Genomic DNA, 20,550 nt, shown 5'->3' with positions numbered 1-20,550 from the left:
GACTCCTTTTTATTCTGTAAATATTATATTGCCAGCTGCTGATTAGGACGAATTAAATTAGGGTCGGATATAATATCTTTATTTGTGTCATAAAGCTTCCACCATAGATTTCTATCTCCATATACTCTTTCAGCAATGATACTGAGGTTGTCATTTGGTTGAACTACATAAAACTGTGGGGCTGCTTCGGCAGGTGTAGCAGTAGTGTCAGCTGGAATGATGTAAGTAGAATAGTATGTGTCATATAGACCAAGGCAAGCGTCTGCACCTGGATTAGATGACAAAGACTTTTCAATTACAATGTCCCATGAACCATATTTTTCGTAAAAGAAATCTGGCGTGCCGCCATTTTCGTTTCCATAGTTTTCAAGATTACTTTTTTTAGCTTTTTCAAGTCCTACTGGATCATCTTTATATGATTCAAGCCTTATTTCATTTCGACGATTGCAGAGAGTTCTTGCAATTTCTTCAGTTGAGCATCCAGAAGCCTTCATTACTTCTAGAGTTTGATAAAGCTCTTTCATACTTTCGTGATATTCTTCACGCTGCTTTCGCATAGCGCTAACCGCATTAGCGTCGGTCCAATCATAATCGGCATAATCATGTAATCGTTCAGAGGTTGGGCTAGGAGAGAAACCATATACAGCATCATCGTTTACAATGATATCCTTTGCAGCCTTAGGATTATCCATTGGATTGTGCACATAGGTGCTAGGTGCAGCAACTGCAGTGATATTCAATGCCAATAGCAATGTGCACGTAAGAAACAATCCATGACTTCTTGCTGACAGAACAATGAAATTGTCAGCAAGAATCCTGCTTTGCAGGACATGAAAATAGATAAATCTATTTTCATGGTATTTACGATTCCTGAAAAACTGATGTTTTTTCAGGAATCTATATAATTTTGATATAAAATGATTCATTGAGTTACCTCCTTGATAATATTGCGATAGTTATTATATGAGTATCGATGAGGTCATACTAGCAGAAAAATATGTCGGGATTTTGAAACGGGGGAGGAAGTAACGCCTGAGGAAGGAAAATGTTTTTAGGCGTCAGCAATTTTGGAGTTGACTGACGCCTAGTGGAAGAAAGCGGTTTATAGGAGTCAGTGATTTTGGAGTTGACTGACGCCTAGGGGAAGAAAGCAGCTTATAGAAGTCAAGGATTTTGGTATTTACTGACGCCTCAGCAAATAAATATGCTTTAGGAGTCAGGAAATCAAGAAAAAGTTGACGCCTATATAAGAAAACAAAACATAGGAGTCAAAAAATAGAAAAATAGATGACGCCTATTATGGATAATTAAATATAGGCGTCATCTAAAAGCTGTAGTTGTTATTGGTTTTCCATGTTTCATTCTATTAAAGCTACACATAGTGAGCGATGGTTCTTAAGTAGTTTATTCAAAAAATTCAATTCATAAACTATTTTCTAAATAAGAAAAACTTTTTCACATAAGGCTCACTTTCAATATCCAAAACTGTGTAGCCCGTGTCAGCAACAGCGGCAATCAACTTATCATCATCAATGTCTTCGGCCAAAAAAGTAGCTACGCCTTTCTTGTGAGAGGATGTTACTTTGGCAGCAGCTGGAATAGTTTTTCTAATCACATCATTGACGTGTGCTTCGCACATGCCACACATCATGCCATCTATCTTAACTGTATATTTCTTCATATTTTTTTATTCCTTTCAATTATTAAATAGATATCTAAACTTTGGTCATATTATAGCATTTATAGTTAGATAAATCTAACCTTATTTATTACCTCTTGTGAACAATCACGATTCTGAGATTTAATGATTGAAGTATCACTTTTTCTTATATTTGCAGAGTGATACTAGAAAATCGCTTGAAATACTGTTTTAAAAGAAAATTAAGTATCACTTTGAGCTGAAAATCAAAAGTGATACTAGAAAAGAGGCTTTATAGGGGGATTTTGACATAATATGAGTATCACTTTTTAAATATGGCCGAAAGTGATACTAGATTTTGCAATAATTGCCAAAAGCAAAGAGAAAATAAGTATCACTTTTAAAAATAAGCAAATAGTGATACTTAATTTTCCACGGTGAACATCAACATATGTTTTTGAGTACAATCTGTATTTAAAGAGTTACATATTACTAGTATAATCATGATAGTTCTAGAAATATTATTGGGATTAGGGAACCCATAGTAATTACAAATCAGCCAGAAAGGAAATGGAGAATAATGGGAAGATGGAAAAGAAGAGGTGACATTGCATTATGTATAGCAACTATGCTAGTTATGCTTGTGTTTGTGGGGTGTAGTAAAAGTAAGAATGATGAAGAGACCTGGAGAGGAGTACTAACTGCGACGATAGAAAATTGGAATGAATTTGGCGGAGACGATGCTGAGCCTCAAGAGCTTGAAGGGTTGAAAAAGGGCGATGTAATATATGATGGAATGGGATATAAACTGACAGTTAAAAAGATTTCAAAAGATGAAATTATATTAAAATCTACAGGCGGTATCATTGAAACGGAAAAAGGTGGTGGCATTGATCTTAATAGTATGGCCCCTCATAAGCTTGTTATTGAAAATGGTGAAGAGAAGTACTACGCGACCCAGTCAATGGATGCAGGTGTGACATTCACATTTCATTACGAGGTTAGAACTGAATAAATGAAGAAAAAAGGCACTTAAGCAATAGAAGTAATATTTCTAGCTTAAGTGCTTATTATTTTGCAACAAAGTTGCATATATTGACAAATATATAGAATATTGATAGAATATGCAATCAAGTTGCAAAATGGTTTAGTTATAGAAATGAGGTTAAAAATGTCAAAAAGAGAAGTTCCAGTTGTATTGATTACAGGTTATTTAGGTTCAGGAAAAACTACATTGATGCAGCATTTGTTGATGCAGGAGGAGCGAAAGGTTGCTCTTATCGTCAATGATATGGGCAGTATCAACATTGACGCATCTATTTTAAGCAAGACAAATAATCAGGTAGCTCAAGTCGAGATGGTGGAGATGCAAAATGGCTGTATATGTTGCACATTAAAAGATGAGTTTATGAATGAGATAGAGCGTCTTGCAGCAGATAAAAGCATTGAGGCTATTTTTGTGGAAGCATCAGGCATTAGTGAGCCTTCATCCATAGCTGGTGCTTTTGTTAATTATGAGGAGTCAACTGAAACTAGAGTGTATTTGAAAACAGTAGTTTCAGTAGTAGATGTGGATAGAATTTATCGTGAATTCTTGAATGAGTTGTCCGAGGAAGAGGATGTGGAGGACGGAGATGTTATTAATTTGATTATGGATCAGATTGAATTTTGCAATATCATGCTCCTGAATAAAACAGATCTGCTTTCAGCCAATCAGTTAGAGGAAGTGAAGTCGGCTCTAAGAAATATACAACAGGAAGCGGAAATGATTCCATGCGTTAATGGAGAGGTTTCATTGGAAAAATTGTTGGATAGAAAGGATTTCGATTTTGATGAGGTACTTGCTTCAAGCAGTGTCCAAAGAGCACTCAATGAATGTGAGCCTGATAATGCAAAAGCCTGTGTTGATGAATATGGCATTTCTTCTTTTGTGTATGAGGAGAGGGCTCCATTCAACAGGGAAGCATTCAATAATTTGGTGGAGAATTATCCTAATACGCTGATTCGTTCTAAGGGATATATTTGGTTTTCAGATGATGACGAACATATTCAGCTTTTTGAACAGGCAGGAAGGAATGCTTCCATCACAGAGTTGACACCATGGGTATCGGCGTGGCCTAAGGATGAGCTGGATGCATTGATAAAAGATTTCCCAGATATCTGTGATGATTGGGACGAAAAATATGGAGATAGAATTAATCAGGTGGTCTTCATTGGTAAAGGTTATGAGAAGGCGGATATTATTGAGTTGGTAGAAAAGTGTATTGATAGGGAAAAGTGGGCATAACAAATGGCAAGAATATACTTCATAAATGGTTTTATGGATGCAGGTAAGACCACATTTATAAAAGAGCTTTTGGGACAGGATTATTTTCAAATTTCCGGAGAAACTCTACTCATAGAATGCGAGGAAGGCGACGAAGAGTATCCTGAGGATTTTTTAGAGGGGCATCATGTAGAAAAAATCTCTATAGAGAAAGAAGAGGATTTTAATCCTGAATATCTTGCTGAGATAGAAAAAGAGTACAAGCCAAAACGAGTGATAATTGAATACAATGGAATGTGGAATAGGAAGGATTTGGAATTTCCATGGTATTGGGAAGATTTAGTGGAAATCAGTATTTTTGATGCTACTACATTTGAAATGTATTCTAGAAATATGAAACCTTTAGTGGCAGAACAAGTGAGAAATTCTCTTATGACGATTATTAATCGTTGTGATACTGTTTTGGATAAAATTGGAGGCTATAGGCGTAGCCTTAAGGCGGTTAATTCATATTTGAATGTTGTTTTCTATGATAAGGATGGAGAAATGAGTGGCAGGCTTGATGAGGATCTTCCATATGATATAAATGAAGATGACCTCACTATTACAGATGACAATTATGCTACTTTTTACATTGATATCATGGAAAATGTGGACAGGTATGTTGGCAAACAGGTTAATCTTCAAGGTATGGTTATAAAAAAATCTGATGATGTTTTAACCTCATTCATTTTGGGGAGATTTGCTATGACTTGCTGCGCTGAGGATTTGTCTATGTTTGGTTTTGTTTGTAATTATTCTCACGCTGATGAACTGGAGCTGGATGATTGGGTAAAATATTCAGGGATAATTGATAAGGACTATATAGAAAAATATAATTTGTGGTATCCTGTAATATATGTAAAGGAAATTGAACACTGTAATCCTCCAGAAAACAATTTTGTGGATGTGGTGTGACAGGTGAGGGAATATGAAAACAGAGTATAGGACAAAGGCGAGGACTGCACTATTAGAATTTTTACAGGAGAATCCAGATAGAGGGTTTAGTGCCATTGATTTGTTGACATATCTTCAATTAAATATTGATGGTGTTAATAAAACCACTGTTTACAGAAATCTTGATAGACTATGCGAGCAGGGAGTGATTTACAAATACAGAGAAACAGAGCACGAAGGCTGGTTCTATCAGTATTCTCCAGAACACACAAATTGCAGCACACACATGCATGGCAAGTGCTCTGAATGTGGTAAGTTATTTCACATTGAAGCTGATTTTGTGAAAGGATTTGCGGATAATGTGAAAAAAACTTATGGGCTTAAAATCGATTTCGGGAAAACGTTACTAATTGGTGTTTGCCAAAACTGTACTTGTAAATAGACAGGACTTATAGTAAAAATGCTAATCAGAAAAATCCGTTTTGGAGTTTCCGGCTTTTATTATCGTATTTACGGTAAATACCATGGTGATAAAACAAGCTAATCCGCCAACCACATTGCTTATAGGTTCGGCTGCAAATACGCCATTAGTTCCCATATGAAATGCATAAGGCAGAATGTATGTCAGAGGAACAACAATAATTACTTTTCTAAACAATGAGAAGAATATAGCCTGATGCTTTAATCCTAAAGATTTAAATGTTACCTGGCCGGTATGCTGGAATGTCATAAATATAAATGTTGAAAAATACAGATTAAAGGCAGGAATAGCGTCTGCAAGGATTGTTTTATCGTTGCTGAATATGCCAATTATTGCAGCAGGGAACACTCTGATGATGGTCCACACGATTAATGAATATATTATGTCTATGACAAACATAATGGTAATTGCTTGTTTAATTTTAGGGTATCGTTTTGCGCCATAGTTGTAGCTGATGATAGGAGATGTTCCTTCAGTAACTGCCAGCATAGGAGTTTCCATCATTTGCCTAGCGCTGTTTACAATAGTCATGATAGAAACATATATGTCTCCACCTGTAGCTGACAGCACATTGTTGCAGGATATTTGTACTACTGCGTTTGTAAATTGCATGATAAATGCAGCGGTACCAAGTCCAATAATCTTTTTTGCTCTATAGCCACAATGCTTGATTTCATCAAGATTAAGGATATGGAGTCTGTAATCACTTTCTTTTCTTAATAAGAAGCTCATTACATATACGGCAGATAGGGCCTGAGAGATAACCGTGGCTATTGCCGCACCTCGAATGCCTAATCCAAATACAAAAATAAATAGGGGATCAAGAATAATATTTGCAACAGCACCCACAACGACTGTTGTCATTCCTACAACAGCAAAACCTTGGGCAGTGATAAATGGATTCATTCCAGTGGAAATCATTGAGAATAATGTACCAAGCAGATATATTCGTAAATACGGTAGGGCATATACCATAGAAGATTTTGATGTTCCAAAAACACTAAGGATTGGTTCCCCGAACACTTCGCCCACAATAATAAGCACAATTGCTGTAGCAACTAATAAGAAAAAAGAAGTGTTCTGGAGGGCCACTGCTTCATCCTTGTCTTTTTGTCCTCTTGCAATAGAAAAAAGTGGAGCGCCGCCGCTTCCATACATATTGGTAAAGCCAGTAATTAGAATAACAATGGGAAAGCAGAGGCCTACTGCACCAAGGGCAACAGTACCAATTTGTGGAATTCTTGCGATATATATTCTGTCTACAATGTTGTATAGCAGATTTAATATCTGGGCTACAAGCATAGGGAGTGCAGCAGAAAGTATATTATTAAGTGTTTTTCCTTTTTCAAAATCAATTGGTTTCATATAAATATCTCGTTTCTAACATTTATTCAAGGATGAATTCTTTCATGTTTTCAAATACCACTTCATAAGCATCCGACCACATATGTATACCATCAATTGAATATTCTTCTTTTGTTTGATTATCAGCTACAGTAAGTCCTTCATTAACATCTATATATTTATATCCAAATTCTTTGGCAAGATTTTCTACAGCTTTATTACAATCATCTAGTCTCTCTAGTCTAAGTTTAGCAGCCATGTCAGCATCAGGCCATGGTTGTTTTGCGGCAACGCCAACATTTACAGGATAGTATGCCATCATATATACCTTTGCTTCAGGCAGTCTTTCCTTGATTTGAGTAAGTATTTGGCGATAGTCTGATATGAGTTTTTCGGTAGTTTCTTCAGGCTTACTAATATCGTTTGTGCCTATGTTTATAAAAATCTTTGAAGGCTCTAATGCAAAAATCTGCTCATCCATAGCATTTAGCATTTCAGGGATTGTGTATCCTCCGATTCCACGATTATAGATAGTGCAATTGATATCATGGTTTTGCAAGATTTCATTTATTGGAAATTGTTCCATTAGAGATGAGCCAGTAAATAAAATCTGTCCTTTTTTTACATATTTGTTTAGATGACGATAGCGTTCTAGCTTTTCTAGTTTTTCTTTTTGGAAAAATCCATTTAGGATTTCATCTGGCTTCATGTTGTAGTTCCTCCTATTATCGATTTGATAGATACTATTTTAAGCACATTTGAAACATTAGTAAAATTACTTATAATTATGAATTGATAAGTAGAACTAATATATCGGGAGGTACATATGATTTCCAATTTAGATTATTATAAGACATTTTTCTACGTTGCTACATATTCATCCTTTTCTTCCGCAGCAAAGGCTTTGTTTGTTTCACAATCCGCAGTAAGCCAAACAATTAAAAAGCTTGAAGAGGAACTTGGTACAACGCTTTTCACCAGAAGCGGACAGCATATTAATCTAACTGAGTCAGGGGAGCTCTTGTTTGATCGTGTAAAAATAGCCTTTAATGAATTTCAAAAGGCAGAATTAGATATAAAAAATTATGAATCTATGACATTAAACAATATTTCTGTTGGAATCACCGAAACCAGCTTGAGATATGGCTTTTTGGATTGTCTTGAGGCCTTTAAAAATCGTCATCCAGATGTTCATTTGTCTATATCAGGAAACACTACACAGGAGATGTTTTCTTATTTGAGAGAAAATCGAATTGATTTTGCACTAATTATCATTTCAGATTTACTGGCTCACAAAAATCAAGATATTCAGCTGGAAAAATGCTTTCAGATACAGGATGTATTTATAGCCTCAAGCGAGATGGAAATCGATTTTTCAAAAGAGTATTCACTGTCAGAATTGCTTTCTTACCCAACCATATCTGTCTCGGAAAGTAGTAATTTCAGAGAAAACTTAGACAGACTATTTCAAGAAAACGGACTTGTTTTCCAGCCTACATATAAGCTTGAAAATATGAATCAGGTGCTGAATTTTACTAAACGAAAATTTGGTATTGGTGTATTGCCTTATGCCTATGCTAAGGATGATATTGAACGTGGTACTTTGAAAATAATTAAGACAACACCTGTACCAAAAAGAACTGTTTACATTGCCTGTTTAAAAGGGAAAAGTCTTTCGGGCATGTGTTTATCACTATATGATTTTATAAGAAGATATAATGTGATAGAGGATATAGATGTATAACTTAAGTTAGACAAATCTAACTTAATGTGGTATGATTTTACCAATTTAAGGAAAGGGGGACTTATTTTGAGGACAGCTCAGGAATATAAAAAACTAACAATTCAAGAGTTTACAAAAGCCGCAGATATTTACGAGTCTGGAAATGCTGGGATTTATGAGATGTGTAAAGACGATTATCCATATATCGAAGCAGAACTTGAGAAAGTAGAATATCAGGATTTGTTAGATTGTGGATGTGGAACTGGGCCGATGATTTCTCTTTTATATGAGAAAAATCCAAGTAAGCATTACACAGGGATAGATATTACTCCTAAAATGATTGAGGTCGCCAAGGCTAAAGACTTGAAAGGCGTTGATTGGATAGTGGGTGACTGTGAGAGCCTTCCATTTGATGAAGCTAGCTTTGATGTAATAATATGCTCTAACAGTTTTCATCATTACCCTAATCCACAAAAGTTTTTTGACAGTGCAAGGAGAGTGTTGCGACCAGGTGGAAGATTAATCTTACAAGATTATACAGCTCCAAGTTTAATTCTTTGGTTTATGAATCACACAGAAATGCCTATAGCTAACCTTATGGGACATGGAGATGTATCAGCATATTCATTGGATGAAATAAGAATTTTTTGCAATAATGCAGGGCTAAAAGTAGAAAAATTAGAGGCAGGCAAAAGATTTAGGATGTATTTAGTTGCAAGAAAATAATGGTAAAGAAAGGATAATACGATGACAGTTGATTATAAGAATTGGATGCCCAAGGGGATGATTAATGGATTTGCCTTGGTAGGAGTTTTTTGGTTAGCAATAGCTGGAATAATTAATTATTTTAAATTGATAACTACTCAGCCTATAAGAAATGTTGTAAGCATAGTATTTATAACATTATGTGTATTGTCACTAATTATGTCTGTTTGGATGCTTCTAATGCATAGGGCCTTTTCATATAAAGGAAAGCGTCAAATGTCAAAGCAGATAATAGAAGGCATTGCTGAATATGTAAATGTACCTCATGAAGGAAAGGGACTTGATGTAGGATGTGGAAGCGGAGCACTTACAATCGCTTGCGCTAAAAGAAATCCGGATGTGACTTTTATGGGAGTTGATAGATGGGGCAAGGAATATGCTTCATTTAGTAGGAATCTTTGCGAAAACAATGCACATGCGGAAGGGGTGTCAAATGTCAGTTTTAGACAGGGGGATGCGACCAAATTACCTTTTGAAGATGATACATTTGATGTTGTAACAAGCAATTATGTCTACCACAATATTCCAAGTTCAGATAGACAGGCTATTCTTTTAGAGACCCTTAGAACATTAAAAAAAGGTGGTACTTTTGCTATCCACGATATCATGTCAAAAGGTAAATATGGCGATATGAAAGCTTTTGAAAAGACGCTTAAAGATATGGGCTATGAGGATGTAAGACTTATCGATACCACAAATGGAATGTTTATGAGCAAGTGGGAAGCAACCTGGATGGGGCTTTCTGGATCTACTTTATTGGTGGGAAAGAAATAGGAGACCTTTGGGTCTCCTTATTCTTTTTAGCTACCAAATAGTAATCATGGATAACTAATAGGAGGGGAAGATGCCAAAAGATAAAAGCTTGAGCCATGAAAGAGTACTTAACGCAGCGAAAAAGGAGTTTTTTATTCCTGGATGGAAGAAAATTCTGGGACTGTAGAAAGGAGAGATTAGTAATGAAAAATTTAAAGAAAGAAGAGGGAGTAGTAAAGCAGCTATTAGATTTAGCGGGCAATTACAAGTATTTTGCCATATCTTCCTGGGTACTTGCCACTATTTCAGCGATTGTTGCCCTGATGCCATATTATTTTATATGGCGAATTATCAAGGAAATTGTAGAGGTAAAACCTGATTTTTCCCAGGCTGTAAACATCAAAAGTAACGGTTGGTGGGCTGTAGGGTGCGCCACACTTGCGATGGTGATTTATATAGCAGGACTAATGTGTTCTCACGTTGCAGCTTTTAGGATTCAGTCTAACATGCGAATAAAAATGCTAGAGCATGTGATGAAATTGCCACTTGGATACATCGAGCAGGAAGGTAGTGGAAAAATTCGTAAAACCATTTCTGAATCTAGCGCCAGTACAGAAACTTTTGTGGCACATAACTTGCCTGACAAAGCTGTCAGCTATGCAACACCTATAGGGCTGATTTTTATGATGCTATATTTTGATTGGAGAATAGGATTATTGTGTCTACTTCCTGCGCTTTTTGCATTCTTATGCATGGGTGGAATGATGGGACAAAAGATGCAGGATTCGATGAGAGAGTATCAAAATGCTTTAGGAGAAATGACATCAGAAGCTGTTGAATATGTGCGAGGCATTCCTGTAGTAAAGACCTTTGGTCAGACTGTGTTTTCCTTCAAGCGATTTAAGGCTGCTATAGATAAATATGAGAAATGGACTATCGCATATACGGTAAGTTTTACTATGCCGATGGTGGGCTTTGTAACATTTGCAAATAGTATATTTGCAGCAATTGTTATTTGCGCATATATTTTCGGTGGCTCATCTGTATCTGATACAGTACTGTTTAACATTCTGTTTTATATAATCATCACGCCGGTTCTGACAATTACGCTAATGAAAATTGCCTATGCTGGAGAAAGTGAGATGATTGTTAAGGATGCATTAGATAGAATGCATGGACTTATGAATGTGGCTCCTCTTAGTGAGGCGACTAGTCCTAAAAATCCTAAAGATAGTAGCATTGATTTTGTTAATGTTTCATTTTCATATGATGAGGCAAAGAAGAATGCAATCGATGGAATCAATCTATCCATTAATCCGGGAGAGCATATAGCGTTCGTTGGACCTAGTGGCGGTGGTAAGACCACATTAGCTTCACTAGTTGCCAGATTTTGGGATGTAGATAGTGGAAGCATATCAATAGGAGGGGTAAATGTTAAAGATATAGCCTCAGCAGAACTCATGAAAAAAGTATCTTATGTTTTTCAGGATAGTAAGCTTTTAAAAACATCTATCTTAGAAAATGTTAGAATGGGAAATCCTAATGCTTCAGATGAAGAAGTAATGAAGGCCCTTAAGGATGCACAGTGCATGGACATAATCGAAAAATTGCTAGATGGTGTCAACACAGTGATAGGTGCGGAGGGCACATATGTATCTGGAGGTGAGGCACAGCGACTTTCAATAGCAAGAGCCTTCTTGAAAAACTCAGCAATTCTCATTTTGGATGAGGCAACAGCATTTGCAGATCCAGACAATGAAGAAAAGGTGCAGCAGGCCTTTGCAAATCTATCTAAGGATAAAACTGTAATCATGATTGCACATAGACTTTCAACAGTGACAAGTGCGGACAAGATTTGCGTTCTGGATAATGGACAAATTACTGAGCAAGGCACACATGATGAGCTTATAAAAGCAGATGGCACATATAATCACATGTGGCACGAGTACAATAAATCAATCAAGTGGAAGGTAGGTAAGGTATCATGAGTTTGACGGATAGATTACAACATAGATATGCCCTATCAAAGCAAGGGGCAAAAGATATGAAAAAGGCCTTTGTGGCGTGCACTGTTGCAAACATAGCCCAGATGTTTCCCGTTGGCATTTTATATATGCTGACAATTGATTTGTTTAACGGAGGCATACCGGCAATTCATGGAGTGTACTATATAGTGGGCTCATTGGCGTGCCTAGCTCTTATCGCATTTACGGAAAAATTACAGTATAACGCGACTTTTTATTCTACTTACATTGAAAGTGGTGTAAGACGTAGGTCACTTGCAGAAAAGCTTCGTAGGCTTCCACTATCATTTTTTGCGAAAAAAGATATAGCAGATTTGACAGCAACAATAATGAATGATTGTGCGCAGATTGAGACTGCAAGCTCCCATTGGCTGCCTGAATTGGTAGGAGCCATGATTTCTACATCTATCATCGTAATCAGTATGTTTTTCATTGATTGGAGAATGACAATTGCTGCCATGTGGGTTCTTCCAATTTCCTACTACATCGTTTTTGTATCAAGAGAGACTGTAGGGATAAGAGTAAGAAAGGGCTACAAGTACAATTTGGAGTGCCTTGATGGAATCCAGGAAGCACTTGAAACAGTTAGAGATTTGAAGGCCTATAATGCACAGCAATCATATATGGAAGACCTGACAGGTAGGATTAAAAAGGTTGAAAGTCACAATCTGGTTCTAGAATTTACTAACGCAGCTTTTGTTGTTACGGCACAAATGATTTTAAAGCTTGGTATTGGTACAGTGGCTGTAGTAGGCTCTGGGCTTTTGATATCTGGGCAAATCTCTGTTATCACATTTTTCATGTATCTGCTTTTGGTATCAAGGGTGTATGAACCACTCCAAATTTCATTACAGAATCTTTCAGCCTTAATCAATACTGGCATACAGTGTGAACGTATGGATGAAATTTTATCTCATGAAGAGCAGGAGGGGGCAGATTATCTTACTAACAATGGATATGATATTCGTTTTGAAAATGTGAAATTCGCATATGAAGATGGAGAGACAGTACTTGAGAATGTGTCATTCACAGCAAAGCAGGGGGAAGTTACTGCTCTTATTGGACCAAGTGGTGGAGGAAAAACCACGGTATCTCGCCTTGCTGCCCGTTTTTGGGATATAGCAGAAGGCAGGGTTACAGTAGGCGGAATGGATGTATCACAAATTGATCCAGAGACGCTGCTTTCTATGTATTCAATTGTGTTTCAGGATGTGACACTGTTTAATAACACGGTTATGGAAAACATTAGAATAGGCAGAAAAAATGCTACAGATGAAGAGGTGATAGAAGCTGCAAAACTTGCACATTGCACGGAATTTATAGAAAGACTTCCAGAAGGCTACAATACTATGATTGGTGAAAATGGCTCAGAACTTTCAGGTGGAGAACGCCAAAGAATTTCCATTGCCAGAGCATTCTTAAAAGATGCGCCAATCATCCTCATGGACGAGGCGACTGCATCACTTGACGTAGACAATGAATCTTTGATTCAGGAAGCAATATCCCATCTAATTCAGGATAAAACGGTGCTTATCATTGCCCATCGCATGCGTACAGTTGATGGAGCTGATAAAATTGTGGTATTAAAAGACGGCAAGGTAGCGGAGGCCGGAGCACCAGAGGATTTAAAAGAAGCAAAGGGCGTCTACGCTCATATGATTAAAACACAACTCCAGACAGAGAATTGGAAGATGGCCTAAAAAGCCTATTTCAGACACTTAGCAACAATTTTATGCAATCCGTAAGCTAGTGGTACAGCAGGAATGATTACTGCAGCGATATAAAGTATCTGGTTGTGTATATAGAATACTGGAGTGGAATCATTTTGAACAAAGGCAAAGGAAAAAAGGTGCACAAACAACGGATGCACAAGGTATAGCTCTAAAGTGAAGGCGCTTAAGAAGAAAAGTGCTTTGTTTCCGATTCTGACCTTCATTCCAATAAGGAGCATAAGCCACACGAAGGTGAGCGAGCTGATAACCTGCCCGGTAATTTTGACATAAGTATATACATTTTCGCTGTATGGCATGCCGAGGATAGCTGTTATCTTATCATAATAAGCTGCAGCAAAAAAGCCTATCAGTGTAATCACAAGACTTAAGACAATCTTACCCTGATAATTATGACGGTTCCACTGGGTAAAGCTATCGACATGGGCTGCAACCATAGCACCTGTGGCAAACATAAACTGAGTGTTGAACCACCATGAGCCTGGACTGAAGAACCAGCAAAACACAAAGTATGCAATTACACATACCCATAAAAGAATAAAAGAGAGTCGTTGATCTTTTATTAGCTTAAAGCAAAGGTAGAAAACGACATACATATATATAATTGCTGGCACAAACCAAATATAATCATAGACATTAATCCAGACAGGAGGCTTGATGGTCATACCCCTGTACTTTTCGATAAAGAAAAATATAAGCCACATGAATACAGTAGGGATTACAAGAGGAAGGATACGTTTTTTAAAATAATGCTTAAAAAATGAATCGCCTTTTTGAGATGATATGTACATGCCATATCCTGAACAAAAGAAAAACATGGCAACACACAGGTATCCAACAAAGACAAAGAGTTCAAGACCAGGTCGGAGCTCTACAGAAAACTGGTCAAGATAGTGATCACAAGTCTTTTGGGAAATATGATGAAAAACAATGAGTACTGAACAAAAGCCTAGAAAGGCCTTGGTTTGCTCAAAAGATAGATAATTGCTGTTCCATTCGCCTCTTTTCAACAGCTTAGAACCGTAAAAGAGTAAGAATAATAGTAGTGGATATACCAAATATACGGCCATAAACACCTCCCCCAAAATATGCAACCTCTCGAACTAATTATACCATAGTAGCTTTAGCTGCGTCTTCGAATATATTGATTTCATGTAAAAAGGCTGCCTGGTGCAGCCTTTTTAATATATTTCAATATTAAATTAACTTTTAATCCATTTCTTAAGGAATCCATTTCCCAAGGTCGTTACTTTGCGCAACGATGGCAGCAGGACTTATCACTGGATGTGGAAGTTCAGACTCAGCTTCAGGGGACAAAAATGCTGAGGCAAAACTGTAATCAAGGTATTCTCAAATCTTCCAGATCGTACAAGCGGACAAGGTTATATCGAGCAGATGCTTTTTGATCAGTACATGGAAGAAAATCCAGATATTATAATTGAAACTGAAGAACTCGATGATGAGAGTTACAAGACAAAGTTTAAGGCTTATGCATCTGGCTCAGATATGCCAGATTTAATCAATGTATGGGGACAGCCATCATTCCTCGATGAGGTTATAGATGCTGGTTTGATCGCTGAGTTAAATCCTGATGATTATGCAGATTATGGCTTTATTGAGGGTTCACTTGAAGGCTTTAGATTTATTTGAAAAGTCTGTTGATGCTGGAATGTATTATCAGCAGTTTACACGTCCTGGAAAGGCAAAGCTTTTAGACAAGGAAATAGATGTATGGCAGGAACTATTAATCCCTGGTAAAGATACTGAGGCCACCTACTATGAGCACAAATACTGGGGCGAGTACGCAGGCATTACAAGACATAAGTACGGTAAAGGTTCTGCAATCTATATTGGTTGCTGGTGCCACAAGGATATACTTAAGTCTGAAGTTAGGACGGCGGCAGAACTAGCTGATGTTAAGCTAGAGGATTTTAGCTTCCCTGTTATAATTCGCAGCCTAAAGACTCGTGATGGAAAGAATTTGCATTTTGTATTTAATTATCAGGAGGATGAAACAACGTTTTCATGTCCATGGGATGCAGTAAAGAATCTTGTGACAGGCATGCATTATGTAAAGGGCGATTCTATCAGTCTTTTAGACTGGGGCACAGCTATTTTGATTGAGGATTAATAGCCTTATCGGGAAGTTAATGATAATAATAGCTTGAAATTAACTATAGCTAAAAAATTTTAATGAAAATAACAAGGTTTTTTGCCCAAGTGGCGAACTGGACTTGGAAAAAAACAGTGCGAATTGCAAATATAGCAATAAGCACTGTTTTTTTACAGAAATACCCTAATAATCGCAACGAAGCAGCAAAAAGGAGCCGGATATACGGCTCCTTTATGAATGTTTTACTGTGGCAATGCGTATAATGTGGAATCTGACTTCCCGTCTCCTGCTGTAGGCAGCTCTTTGCCTTCTGGATCTTTATAGAATTCGTAGCCATCTTTTGGAATAGTATATACTCTATAGTTGTTATCTACCTTAATTTGGAAGGTCTCTTCCTGATCAGTTCCAGGATCATAAATAACTGTTATAGTACGACTGTTATTATCATCTTTTCCGATGATATCGGTAGTCTTTAGTTTTTCTACTAATTCTTCGCAGACTTCAGGTGGGGCTACGTCATATTCTACAGTTTCTTCTAAAAATGATATTTCTTCATTGTTGTTATTGATATAGCATTTTAATGATAAGCATTCCAATGTCTCATAATCTAGTACATAGGCATAGTTCATAATTGCATTTTCAAAATTGTCAGGAACGCTTTGTACTTCAGGGGTTTCATTTAAAGGAACTGTGGTGTGAACTGTGATTGTTCCATCGCCATTATCGTCTATTCCAGTTAAGGTTTCATTATAGCTTTCATTAAATTGAACTGTGGAAAATGTAACTGCATTGTATGCAGGAAGCGGAGTATCATCATCGTTCATTGCATACCATGAGTAAGCATATTCAGATCCACCATTAGATAGATTTTTTTTAAATATGCCAGTATGCCCAGCAATGATTGAATCTTGAGAGATACTATCGTCATCATCATACAGGCCTTCATAGTCTAGATTTGAATATACATAATCTTTTGTGACGTAGTTATAGACTGAGTTAAAAGTATAGAGTTCAGCCTGGAAATTGTATGTGCTATCGGGAACAACCATCGCCTGAACTGAAATGCTATCATGACGCTTAAATAATTCCTCTTGGGCGTTTGCTATACTGATATCATTAAGTGTTATGGAATCTAAATCTCTTTTTGTTTCAGTAGGAGCTACTTCAGCAGACTCAGTAGAGCTTTCTTCTTTTGTAGCAGTATTTGTGTCATCCGTAGTATTTTTGCAACTAGCCATAAAAGTGGACAGACATCCAATCAGTAATAAAGCAATTATTTTTTTGTTCATACGAATACCTCCTATAAAAGGATAGGGTAGGCAACTGCCTGGTTATACGGGACTTCTTAATAGTAGCATGAATTATAAGGATAATGCCGGAGTACACGGTTATTTAACAGAATGTTCAAAGTTGCAAAGCCTAGTCAAATAATATTATTGAGAAAATGATTTTATTCAATAATCAAAAAAGTGCTTGCAATTTTACCTCAAATGTAGCATTATGGTGGGGAATTAAATATGAAACGGGAGCTTGTAGACAGGCTGAGAGGAAGTTGTGAACTTCGACCGAGAACCTGATTTGGATAATGCCAACGTAGGGACGCCGATTAATATTGAATTATATGCGGAAGCCATTTGAGAAATCAGGTGGCTTCCGTTTTTTGTTTCTATTCAGTGCAAAGTAAGAATAGAAACGACGTGAAAAAAGGAGGAATAATGGAATTCGATAGTAGGCTTTATTTCATAACTGACAGCACAAGCTACGATGTAGATGAGTTTTTGTTCAGAGTTGAAGAAGCGCTAAAAGGGGGCGTCACCTTGATGCAGCTTAGGGAGAAAAACCGAACGACTCGTGAGTATATTGAACTGGCGAAGGCTGTTCGTGAAATCAGCAGTCGATATAATGTTCCACTGATTATTGATGATAGGGTGGATGTTATGCTGGCAGTTGATGCGGAAGGGGTGCACTTGGGAGCTGAGGATATGGATTTGGCGACGGCCAGAAGGATTATTGGAAAGGATAAGATTCTTGGTGCTACTACAAAGACTGTGGAAGCGGCTAAGGCTTCGTATGATGCTGGGGCTGATTATCTGGGAGTTGGGGCGATTTACCCTACAACAACAAAGGTTAAAACGATAATCACATCAGTGGAAACGTTAAATGATATCGTAAATGCGGTACCAATACCGGTCAATGCAATCGGAGGTCTTAATCCAGGTAATATGGATGTTTTGAGGGGAATAAACATTGCTGGAGTGTGTGCAGTTTCGGCAATTATGAAAGCTGATTCACCAAGAAAAGCTGCAGAAGAAATGAAAGCAAAATTTAAGGAGATTAGGGGATGAAAGTAGTCTTATCTATTGCGGGAAGTGATAGTAGCGGGGGCGCTGGAATTCAGGCGGATTTGAAAACAATGACAAGCCTTGGAGTGTATGGGATGACTGCAATCACGGCACTTACGGCACAAAACACATTGGGAGTTGATTCGGTTGTGGAAACAAGCCTTGATATGCTTGAAGCACAAATCGATTCTTGTCTTTCGGATATTGAAGCAGATAGTGTAAAAATCGGCATGCTGCCATCTGCCGAGCAGGTTCTTGTGGTGGCACGGAAGCTGAAGGAATACAAGTGTAGAAATGTGGTGGTTGATCCGGTTATGGTGGCAACCAGTGGAAGTGTTCTTATGAAGGATTCCACAAAAGATATTATGGCAAAATATCTGTTTCCAATTGCTAAAGTCATTACACCAAATATTCCAGAAGCTCAGGTATTAACTGGAAGAGAAATAAATAACCGGGATGATATGGAAAATGCAGCTATAGATATTGGAGTTAAGTATGGTTGTTCAGTGCTTGTTAAAGGTGGACATAGTGTTGCTGATGCAAACGATGTGCTGTTTGATAAAGGGCTAATTACCTGGTTTGAGGGAAAAAGGATTAATAATCCTAATACTCATGGTACAGGCTGTACCCTTTCTAGTGCCATAGCATCACACCTTGCTCTTGGCTACAATTTGAAAGATTCAATTTCAAGATCAAAGCGTTATCTTGAAAATGCCATTTCTGCAGATTTGGATTTGGGCCATGGTCATGGACCACTTAATCATATGGTAGGGATGTTTAGCTTAGTGTAAAGGGAGGAGAAGCCTATGGTGTTTATAAACGGAACTGAACAGGAATTAAAGGGCAAAAGCGTAGAAGAAGTAATTACTGCAATGAATTATGACAAAAGAACTATCGCTGTTGAACTTAATGAAGAAATAGTCTCAAAAGCTGATTATATCAATACTATTCTCAAGGACGATGATGTTTTAGAGGTAGTTAGTTTTGTGGGAGGTGGATGATTTGATTCCTACAAAACAAGAGTTTTATCAGGCTTTAGAAGAACGTCATGGAGCCGACAATCAGCGTAAGTTTAGCGATGCAACGGTGGCAATTTGTGGCCTTGGAGGACTTGGTTCAAATATAGCAATCTGTCTTGCTAGAGCCGGAATTGGGAAGCTGATACTGATAGATTTTGATGATGTAGATGTAACTAATTTACATAGGCAGCAATATAAGGCAAGCCAGGTGGGGCTGCCAAAATGTCAGGCATTAAAAGAGAATTTGTTAGAGATAAATCCATACATTAGTATTGAATGTCATAACACTAAGGTAACAGAAGATAACGTATATACGTTAATCGAAGATGCAGATATTGTGTGCGAAGCTTTTGATAAGGCTTGGTGCAAATCAATGCTTGTGAACGCTGTGTTAGAGGGATTTAAAGACAAGCCTATTATAGCGGGCTCGGGCATGGCTGGATTTGGCAGCGCCAATGATATTGCAACTCGAAAAGTATCTGGCAGGCTTTATATCAGCGGCGATGGGGTGAGTGATGTTAATGATGGAATTGGCTTGGTGGCTAGCCGAGTAATGGTATGCGCCGCCCATGAAGCACATATGGTTTTGCGATTTCTTATGGGGTGTGAGACGCCTTAAAATGTGAAAGGAATAATGAAATGGAAAAAGATAAGTTAGTAATTGGTGGTAAAGAATTCGATTCAAGATTTATTTTGGGTTCTGGAAAATATTCAATGAAATTAATTGATGCGGCAATTAAAGATGCAGGCGCAGAAATAATCACTCTTGCAGTTCGCCGTACTAACACAAAAGAAGAGGAGAATATTTTGGATTTCATTCCAAAGAATGTAACACTTCTTCCTAATACAAGTGGCGCAAGAGACGCAAAGGAAGCAGTTAGAATTGCAAGACTCGCAAGAGAGTTGGGCTGTGGCGACTTTGTAAAGATTGAAATAATGAGAGATAGCAAGTATTTACTACCAGACAACTATGAGACAATTAAGGCTACAGAGATCCTTGCCAAGGAAGGATTCGTGGTTCTGCCATATATGTATCCAGATTTAAATGTGGCAAGGGAGCTTGTAAATGTAGGTGCAGCAGCAGTTATGCCACTTGCTTCTCCAATCGGATCAAACAAAGGACTTGCTACAAAAGAATTTATCCAGATTTTAATAGACGAAATTGATCTTCCAATAATTGTAGATGCAGGTATTGGTGCACCATCTCAGGCTTGCGAAGCAATGGAAATGGGTGCCGCAGCAATTATGGCAAATACGGCACTTGCCACAGCAGGAGATTTAACTCTTATGGCATCAGCCTTCAAGGACGCTATAAATGCTGGTAGAAAAGCTTATCTTGCTGGGCTTGGAAGAGTACTAACACGCGGTGCTTCAGCATCAGATCCGCTTACAGGATTTTTGCATTAGGAGGCTGA

At 37.6% G+C, this 20,550-nt stretch carries 22 protein-coding genes and 1 riboswitch; of the genes, 16 read left to right on the top strand and 6 right to left on the bottom strand.

What is annotated here, in order from left to right:
• Window positions 1–23: 23 nt before the first annotated feature.
• On the bottom strand, window positions 24–926 hold the full coding sequence (locus T498_RS16505; protein WP_081779697.1) for a LysM peptidoglycan-binding domain-containing protein: 903 nt from the start codon (window positions 924–926) through the stop codon (window positions 24–26).
• Window positions 927–1,429: 503 nt separating this feature from the next.
• Window positions 1,430–1,681: a heavy-metal-associated domain-containing protein gene (locus T498_RS0106140; protein ID WP_028235155.1), complete on the bottom strand. Its 252-nt coding sequence runs from the start codon at window positions 1,679–1,681 to the stop codon at window positions 1,430–1,432.
• A gap of 538 nt (window positions 1,682–2,219) precedes the next feature.
• Here T498_RS0106140 and T498_RS0106135 point away from each other — a divergent pair.
• The 4 genes from T498_RS0106135 to T498_RS0106120 all read left to right on the top strand — a co-directional run bounded on the left by T498_RS0106135 (window position 2,220) and on the right by T498_RS0106120 (window position 5,283).
• Window positions 2,220–2,654 carry a hypothetical protein gene (locus tag T498_RS0106135; protein ID WP_028235154.1) on the top strand — a complete coding sequence of 145 codons (435 nt, stop codon included), beginning with the start codon at window positions 2,220–2,222 and terminating at the stop codon, window positions 2,652–2,654.
• Window positions 2,655–2,810: 156 nt separating this feature from the next.
• Window positions 2,811–3,926, top strand: coding sequence for a CobW family GTP-binding protein (locus T498_RS0106130; protein WP_036977955.1), 1,116 nt, complete (start codon window positions 2,811–2,813; stop codon window positions 3,924–3,926).
• A 3-nt stretch (window positions 3,927–3,929) separates the two neighbouring features.
• Window positions 3,930–4,862, top strand: coding sequence for a TIGR03943 family putative permease subunit (locus T498_RS0106125; protein WP_028235152.1), 933 nt, complete (start codon window positions 3,930–3,932; stop codon window positions 4,860–4,862).
• A 13-nt stretch (window positions 4,863–4,875) separates the two neighbouring features.
• Window positions 4,876–5,283: a Fur family transcriptional regulator gene (locus T498_RS0106120; RefSeq protein WP_028235151.1), complete on the top strand. Its 408-nt coding sequence runs from the start codon at window positions 4,876–4,878 to the stop codon at window positions 5,281–5,283.
• A 21-nt stretch (window positions 5,284–5,304) separates the two neighbouring features.
• Here T498_RS0106120 and T498_RS0106115 read toward each other — a convergent pair whose 3' ends face one another.
• Entirely contained in the window at window positions 5,305–6,687 is a 1,383-nt protein-coding gene (locus tag T498_RS0106115) for an MATE family efflux transporter (protein ID WP_028235150.1), read from the bottom strand.
• 22 nt (window positions 6,688–6,709) lie between these two features.
• Window positions 6,710–7,375, bottom strand: coding sequence for a GDSL-type esterase/lipase family protein (locus T498_RS0106110; RefSeq protein WP_028235149.1), 666 nt, complete (start codon window positions 7,373–7,375; stop codon window positions 6,710–6,712).
• A 117-nt stretch (window positions 7,376–7,492) separates the two neighbouring features.
• Here T498_RS0106110 and T498_RS0106105 point away from each other — a divergent pair, with 117 nt between their 5' ends.
• From T498_RS0106105 to T498_RS0106080, 5 genes are all read left to right on the top strand, one after another.
• A complete protein-coding gene (locus T498_RS0106105) occupies window positions 7,493–8,410 on the top strand; it encodes a LysR family transcriptional regulator (protein ID WP_028235148.1) in 918 nt (305 codons plus the stop codon).
• Between the two features lie 66 nt (window positions 8,411–8,476).
• Window positions 8,477–9,115 carry a class I SAM-dependent methyltransferase gene (locus T498_RS0106100; protein WP_028235147.1) on the top strand — a complete coding sequence of 213 codons (639 nt, stop codon included), beginning with the start codon at window positions 8,477–8,479 and terminating at the stop codon, window positions 9,113–9,115.
• A 255-nt stretch (window positions 9,116–9,370) separates the two neighbouring features.
• Window positions 9,371–9,928, top strand: a complete 558-nt coding sequence (locus tag T498_RS0106095; protein WP_330372232.1) for a class I SAM-dependent methyltransferase — start codon at window positions 9,371–9,373, stop codon at window positions 9,926–9,928.
• A gap of 182 nt (window positions 9,929–10,110) precedes the next feature.
• Window positions 10,111–11,895 (top strand): ABC transporter ATP-binding protein, encoded by a 1,785-nt coding sequence (locus T498_RS0106085; RefSeq protein ID WP_028235145.1) that lies wholly within the window; start codon window positions 10,111–10,113, stop codon window positions 11,893–11,895.
• Between the two features lie 2 nt (window positions 11,896–11,897).
• The gene (locus T498_RS0106080; RefSeq protein ID WP_155951027.1) at window positions 11,898–13,631 is read left to right on the top strand and encodes an ABC transporter ATP-binding protein; all 1,734 of its coding nucleotides are present in this window, start codon (window positions 11,898–11,900) and stop codon (window positions 13,629–13,631) included.
• A gap of 5 nt (window positions 13,632–13,636) precedes the next feature.
• Here the strand turns inward: T498_RS0106080 and T498_RS0106075 are convergent, their stop codons facing one another.
• A complete protein-coding gene (locus T498_RS0106075; protein ID WP_028235143.1) occupies window positions 13,637–14,731 on the bottom strand; it encodes an acyltransferase family protein in 1,095 nt (364 codons plus the stop codon).
• Between the two features lie 325 nt (window positions 14,732–15,056).
• Here T498_RS0106075 and T498_RS0106070 point away from each other — a divergent pair, with 325 nt between their 5' ends.
• Window positions 15,057–15,311, top strand: a complete 255-nt coding sequence (locus T498_RS0106070; protein WP_028235142.1) for an extracellular solute-binding protein — start codon at window positions 15,057–15,059, stop codon at window positions 15,309–15,311.
• Window positions 15,289–15,792, top strand: a complete 504-nt coding sequence (locus T498_RS0106065; RefSeq protein ID WP_028235141.1) for a beta-galactosidase trimerization domain-containing protein — start codon at window positions 15,289–15,291, stop codon at window positions 15,790–15,792. Before T498_RS0106070 ends, T498_RS0106065 begins: the two co-directional genes overlap by 23 nt.
• 224 nt (window positions 15,793–16,016) lie before the next feature.
• On the opposite strand, the gene T498_RS0106060 is transcribed toward T498_RS0106065, so the two are convergent.
• A complete protein-coding gene (locus T498_RS0106060; RefSeq protein ID WP_028235140.1) occupies window positions 16,017–17,063 on the bottom strand; it encodes a hypothetical protein in 1,047 nt (348 codons plus the stop codon).
• 223 nt (window positions 17,064–17,286) lie between these two features.
• Window positions 17,287–17,392, top strand: a riboswitch (TPP riboswitch).
• A gap of 97 nt (window positions 17,393–17,489) precedes the next feature.
• Between T498_RS0106060 and thiE the strand changes: the two genes are divergently transcribed.
• The 5 genes from thiE to T498_RS0106035 are packed head-to-tail and all read left to right on the top strand — an operon-like array spanning window position 17,490 to window position 20,542.
• Entirely contained in the window at window positions 17,490–18,119 is a 630-nt protein-coding gene (gene thiE, locus T498_RS0106055) for a thiamine phosphate synthase (RefSeq protein ID WP_028235139.1), read from the top strand.
• Window positions 18,116–18,907 (top strand): bifunctional hydroxymethylpyrimidine kinase/phosphomethylpyrimidine kinase, encoded by a 792-nt coding sequence (gene thiD / locus T498_RS0106050; RefSeq protein WP_028235138.1) that lies wholly within the window; start codon window positions 18,116–18,118, stop codon window positions 18,905–18,907. The genes thiE and thiD overlap by 4 nt, the downstream gene beginning before the upstream one ends.
• A gap of 15 nt (window positions 18,908–18,922) precedes the next feature.
• Window positions 18,923–19,117, top strand: coding sequence for a sulfur carrier protein ThiS (gene thiS, locus T498_RS0106045; protein ID WP_028235137.1), 195 nt, complete (start codon window positions 18,923–18,925; stop codon window positions 19,115–19,117).
• Window positions 19,110–19,754, top strand: coding sequence for a sulfur carrier protein ThiS adenylyltransferase ThiF (gene thiF / locus T498_RS0106040; RefSeq protein WP_036977979.1), 645 nt, complete (start codon window positions 19,110–19,112; stop codon window positions 19,752–19,754). The genes thiS and thiF overlap by 8 nt, the downstream gene beginning before the upstream one ends.
• A gap of 20 nt (window positions 19,755–19,774) precedes the next feature.
• Window positions 19,775–20,542, top strand: coding sequence for a thiazole synthase (locus tag T498_RS0106035; RefSeq protein WP_028235135.1), 768 nt, complete (start codon window positions 19,775–19,777; stop codon window positions 20,540–20,542).
• Window positions 20,543–20,550: the final 8 nt, after the last annotated feature.

Source organism: Pseudobutyrivibrio sp. MD2005 (assembly GCF_000621865.1).
Classification (GTDB): domain Bacteria; phylum Bacillota; class Clostridia; order Lachnospirales; family Lachnospiraceae; genus Pseudobutyrivibrio.
The sequence above is the reverse complement of the archived record's forward strand: the minus strand, read 5'-3'. Positions and strand labels throughout refer to the sequence as shown.

Bases quoted from the DNA above. Each gene is read 5' to 3' on its own strand.
- T498_RS0106135 (WP_028235154.1), top strand. From the start codon at position 2,220: ATGGGAAGATGGAAAAGAAGAGGTGACATTGCATTATGTATAGCAACT.
- T498_RS0106035 (WP_028235135.1), top strand. From the start codon at position 19,775: ATGGAAAAAGATAAGTTAGTAATTGGTGGTAAAGAATTCGATTCAAGA.
- T498_RS0106115 (WP_028235150.1), bottom strand. From the start codon at position 6,687: ATGAAACCAATTGATTTTGAAAAAGGAAAAACACTTAATAATATACTT.
- T498_RS0106075 (WP_028235143.1), bottom strand. From the start codon at position 14,731: ATGGCCGTATATTTGGTATATCCACTACTATTATTCTTACTCTTTTAC.
- T498_RS0106085 (WP_028235145.1), top strand. From the start codon at position 10,111: ATGAAAAATTTAAAGAAAGAAGAGGGAGTAGTAAAGCAGCTATTAGAT.
- T498_RS0106125 (WP_028235152.1), top strand. From the start codon at position 3,930: ATGGCAAGAATATACTTCATAAATGGTTTTATGGATGCAGGTAAGACC.
- T498_RS0106105 (WP_028235148.1), top strand. From the start codon at position 7,493: ATGATTTCCAATTTAGATTATTATAAGACATTTTTCTACGTTGCTACA.
- thiS (WP_028235137.1), top strand. From the start codon at position 18,923: ATGGTGTTTATAAACGGAACTGAACAGGAATTAAAGGGCAAAAGCGTA.
- T498_RS0106110 (WP_028235149.1), bottom strand. From the start codon at position 7,375: ATGAAGCCAGATGAAATCCTAAATGGATTTTTCCAAAAAGAAAAACTA.
- T498_RS0106060 (WP_028235140.1), bottom strand. From the start codon at position 17,063: ATGAACAAAAAAATAATTGCTTTATTACTGATTGGATGTCTGTCCACT.
- T498_RS0106095 (WP_330372232.1), top strand. From the start codon at position 9,371: ATGTCAAAGCAGATAATAGAAGGCATTGCTGAATATGTAAATGTACCT.
- thiE (WP_028235139.1), top strand. From the start codon at position 17,490: ATGGAATTCGATAGTAGGCTTTATTTCATAACTGACAGCACAAGCTAC.
- thiD (WP_028235138.1), top strand. From the start codon at position 18,116: ATGAAAGTAGTCTTATCTATTGCGGGAAGTGATAGTAGCGGGGGCGCT.
- T498_RS0106070 (WP_028235142.1), top strand. From the start codon at position 15,057: ATGCTTTTTGATCAGTACATGGAAGAAAATCCAGATATTATAATTGAA.
- T498_RS0106130 (WP_036977955.1), top strand. From the start codon at position 2,811: ATGTCAAAAAGAGAAGTTCCAGTTGTATTGATTACAGGTTATTTAGGT.
- T498_RS0106120 (WP_028235151.1), top strand. From the start codon at position 4,876: ATGAAAACAGAGTATAGGACAAAGGCGAGGACTGCACTATTAGAATTT.
- T498_RS0106140 (WP_028235155.1), bottom strand. From the start codon at position 1,681: ATGAAGAAATATACAGTTAAGATAGATGGCATGATGTGTGGCATGTGC.
- T498_RS16505 (WP_081779697.1), bottom strand. From the start codon at position 926: ATGAATCATTTTATATCAAAATTATATAGATTCCTGAAAAAACATCAG.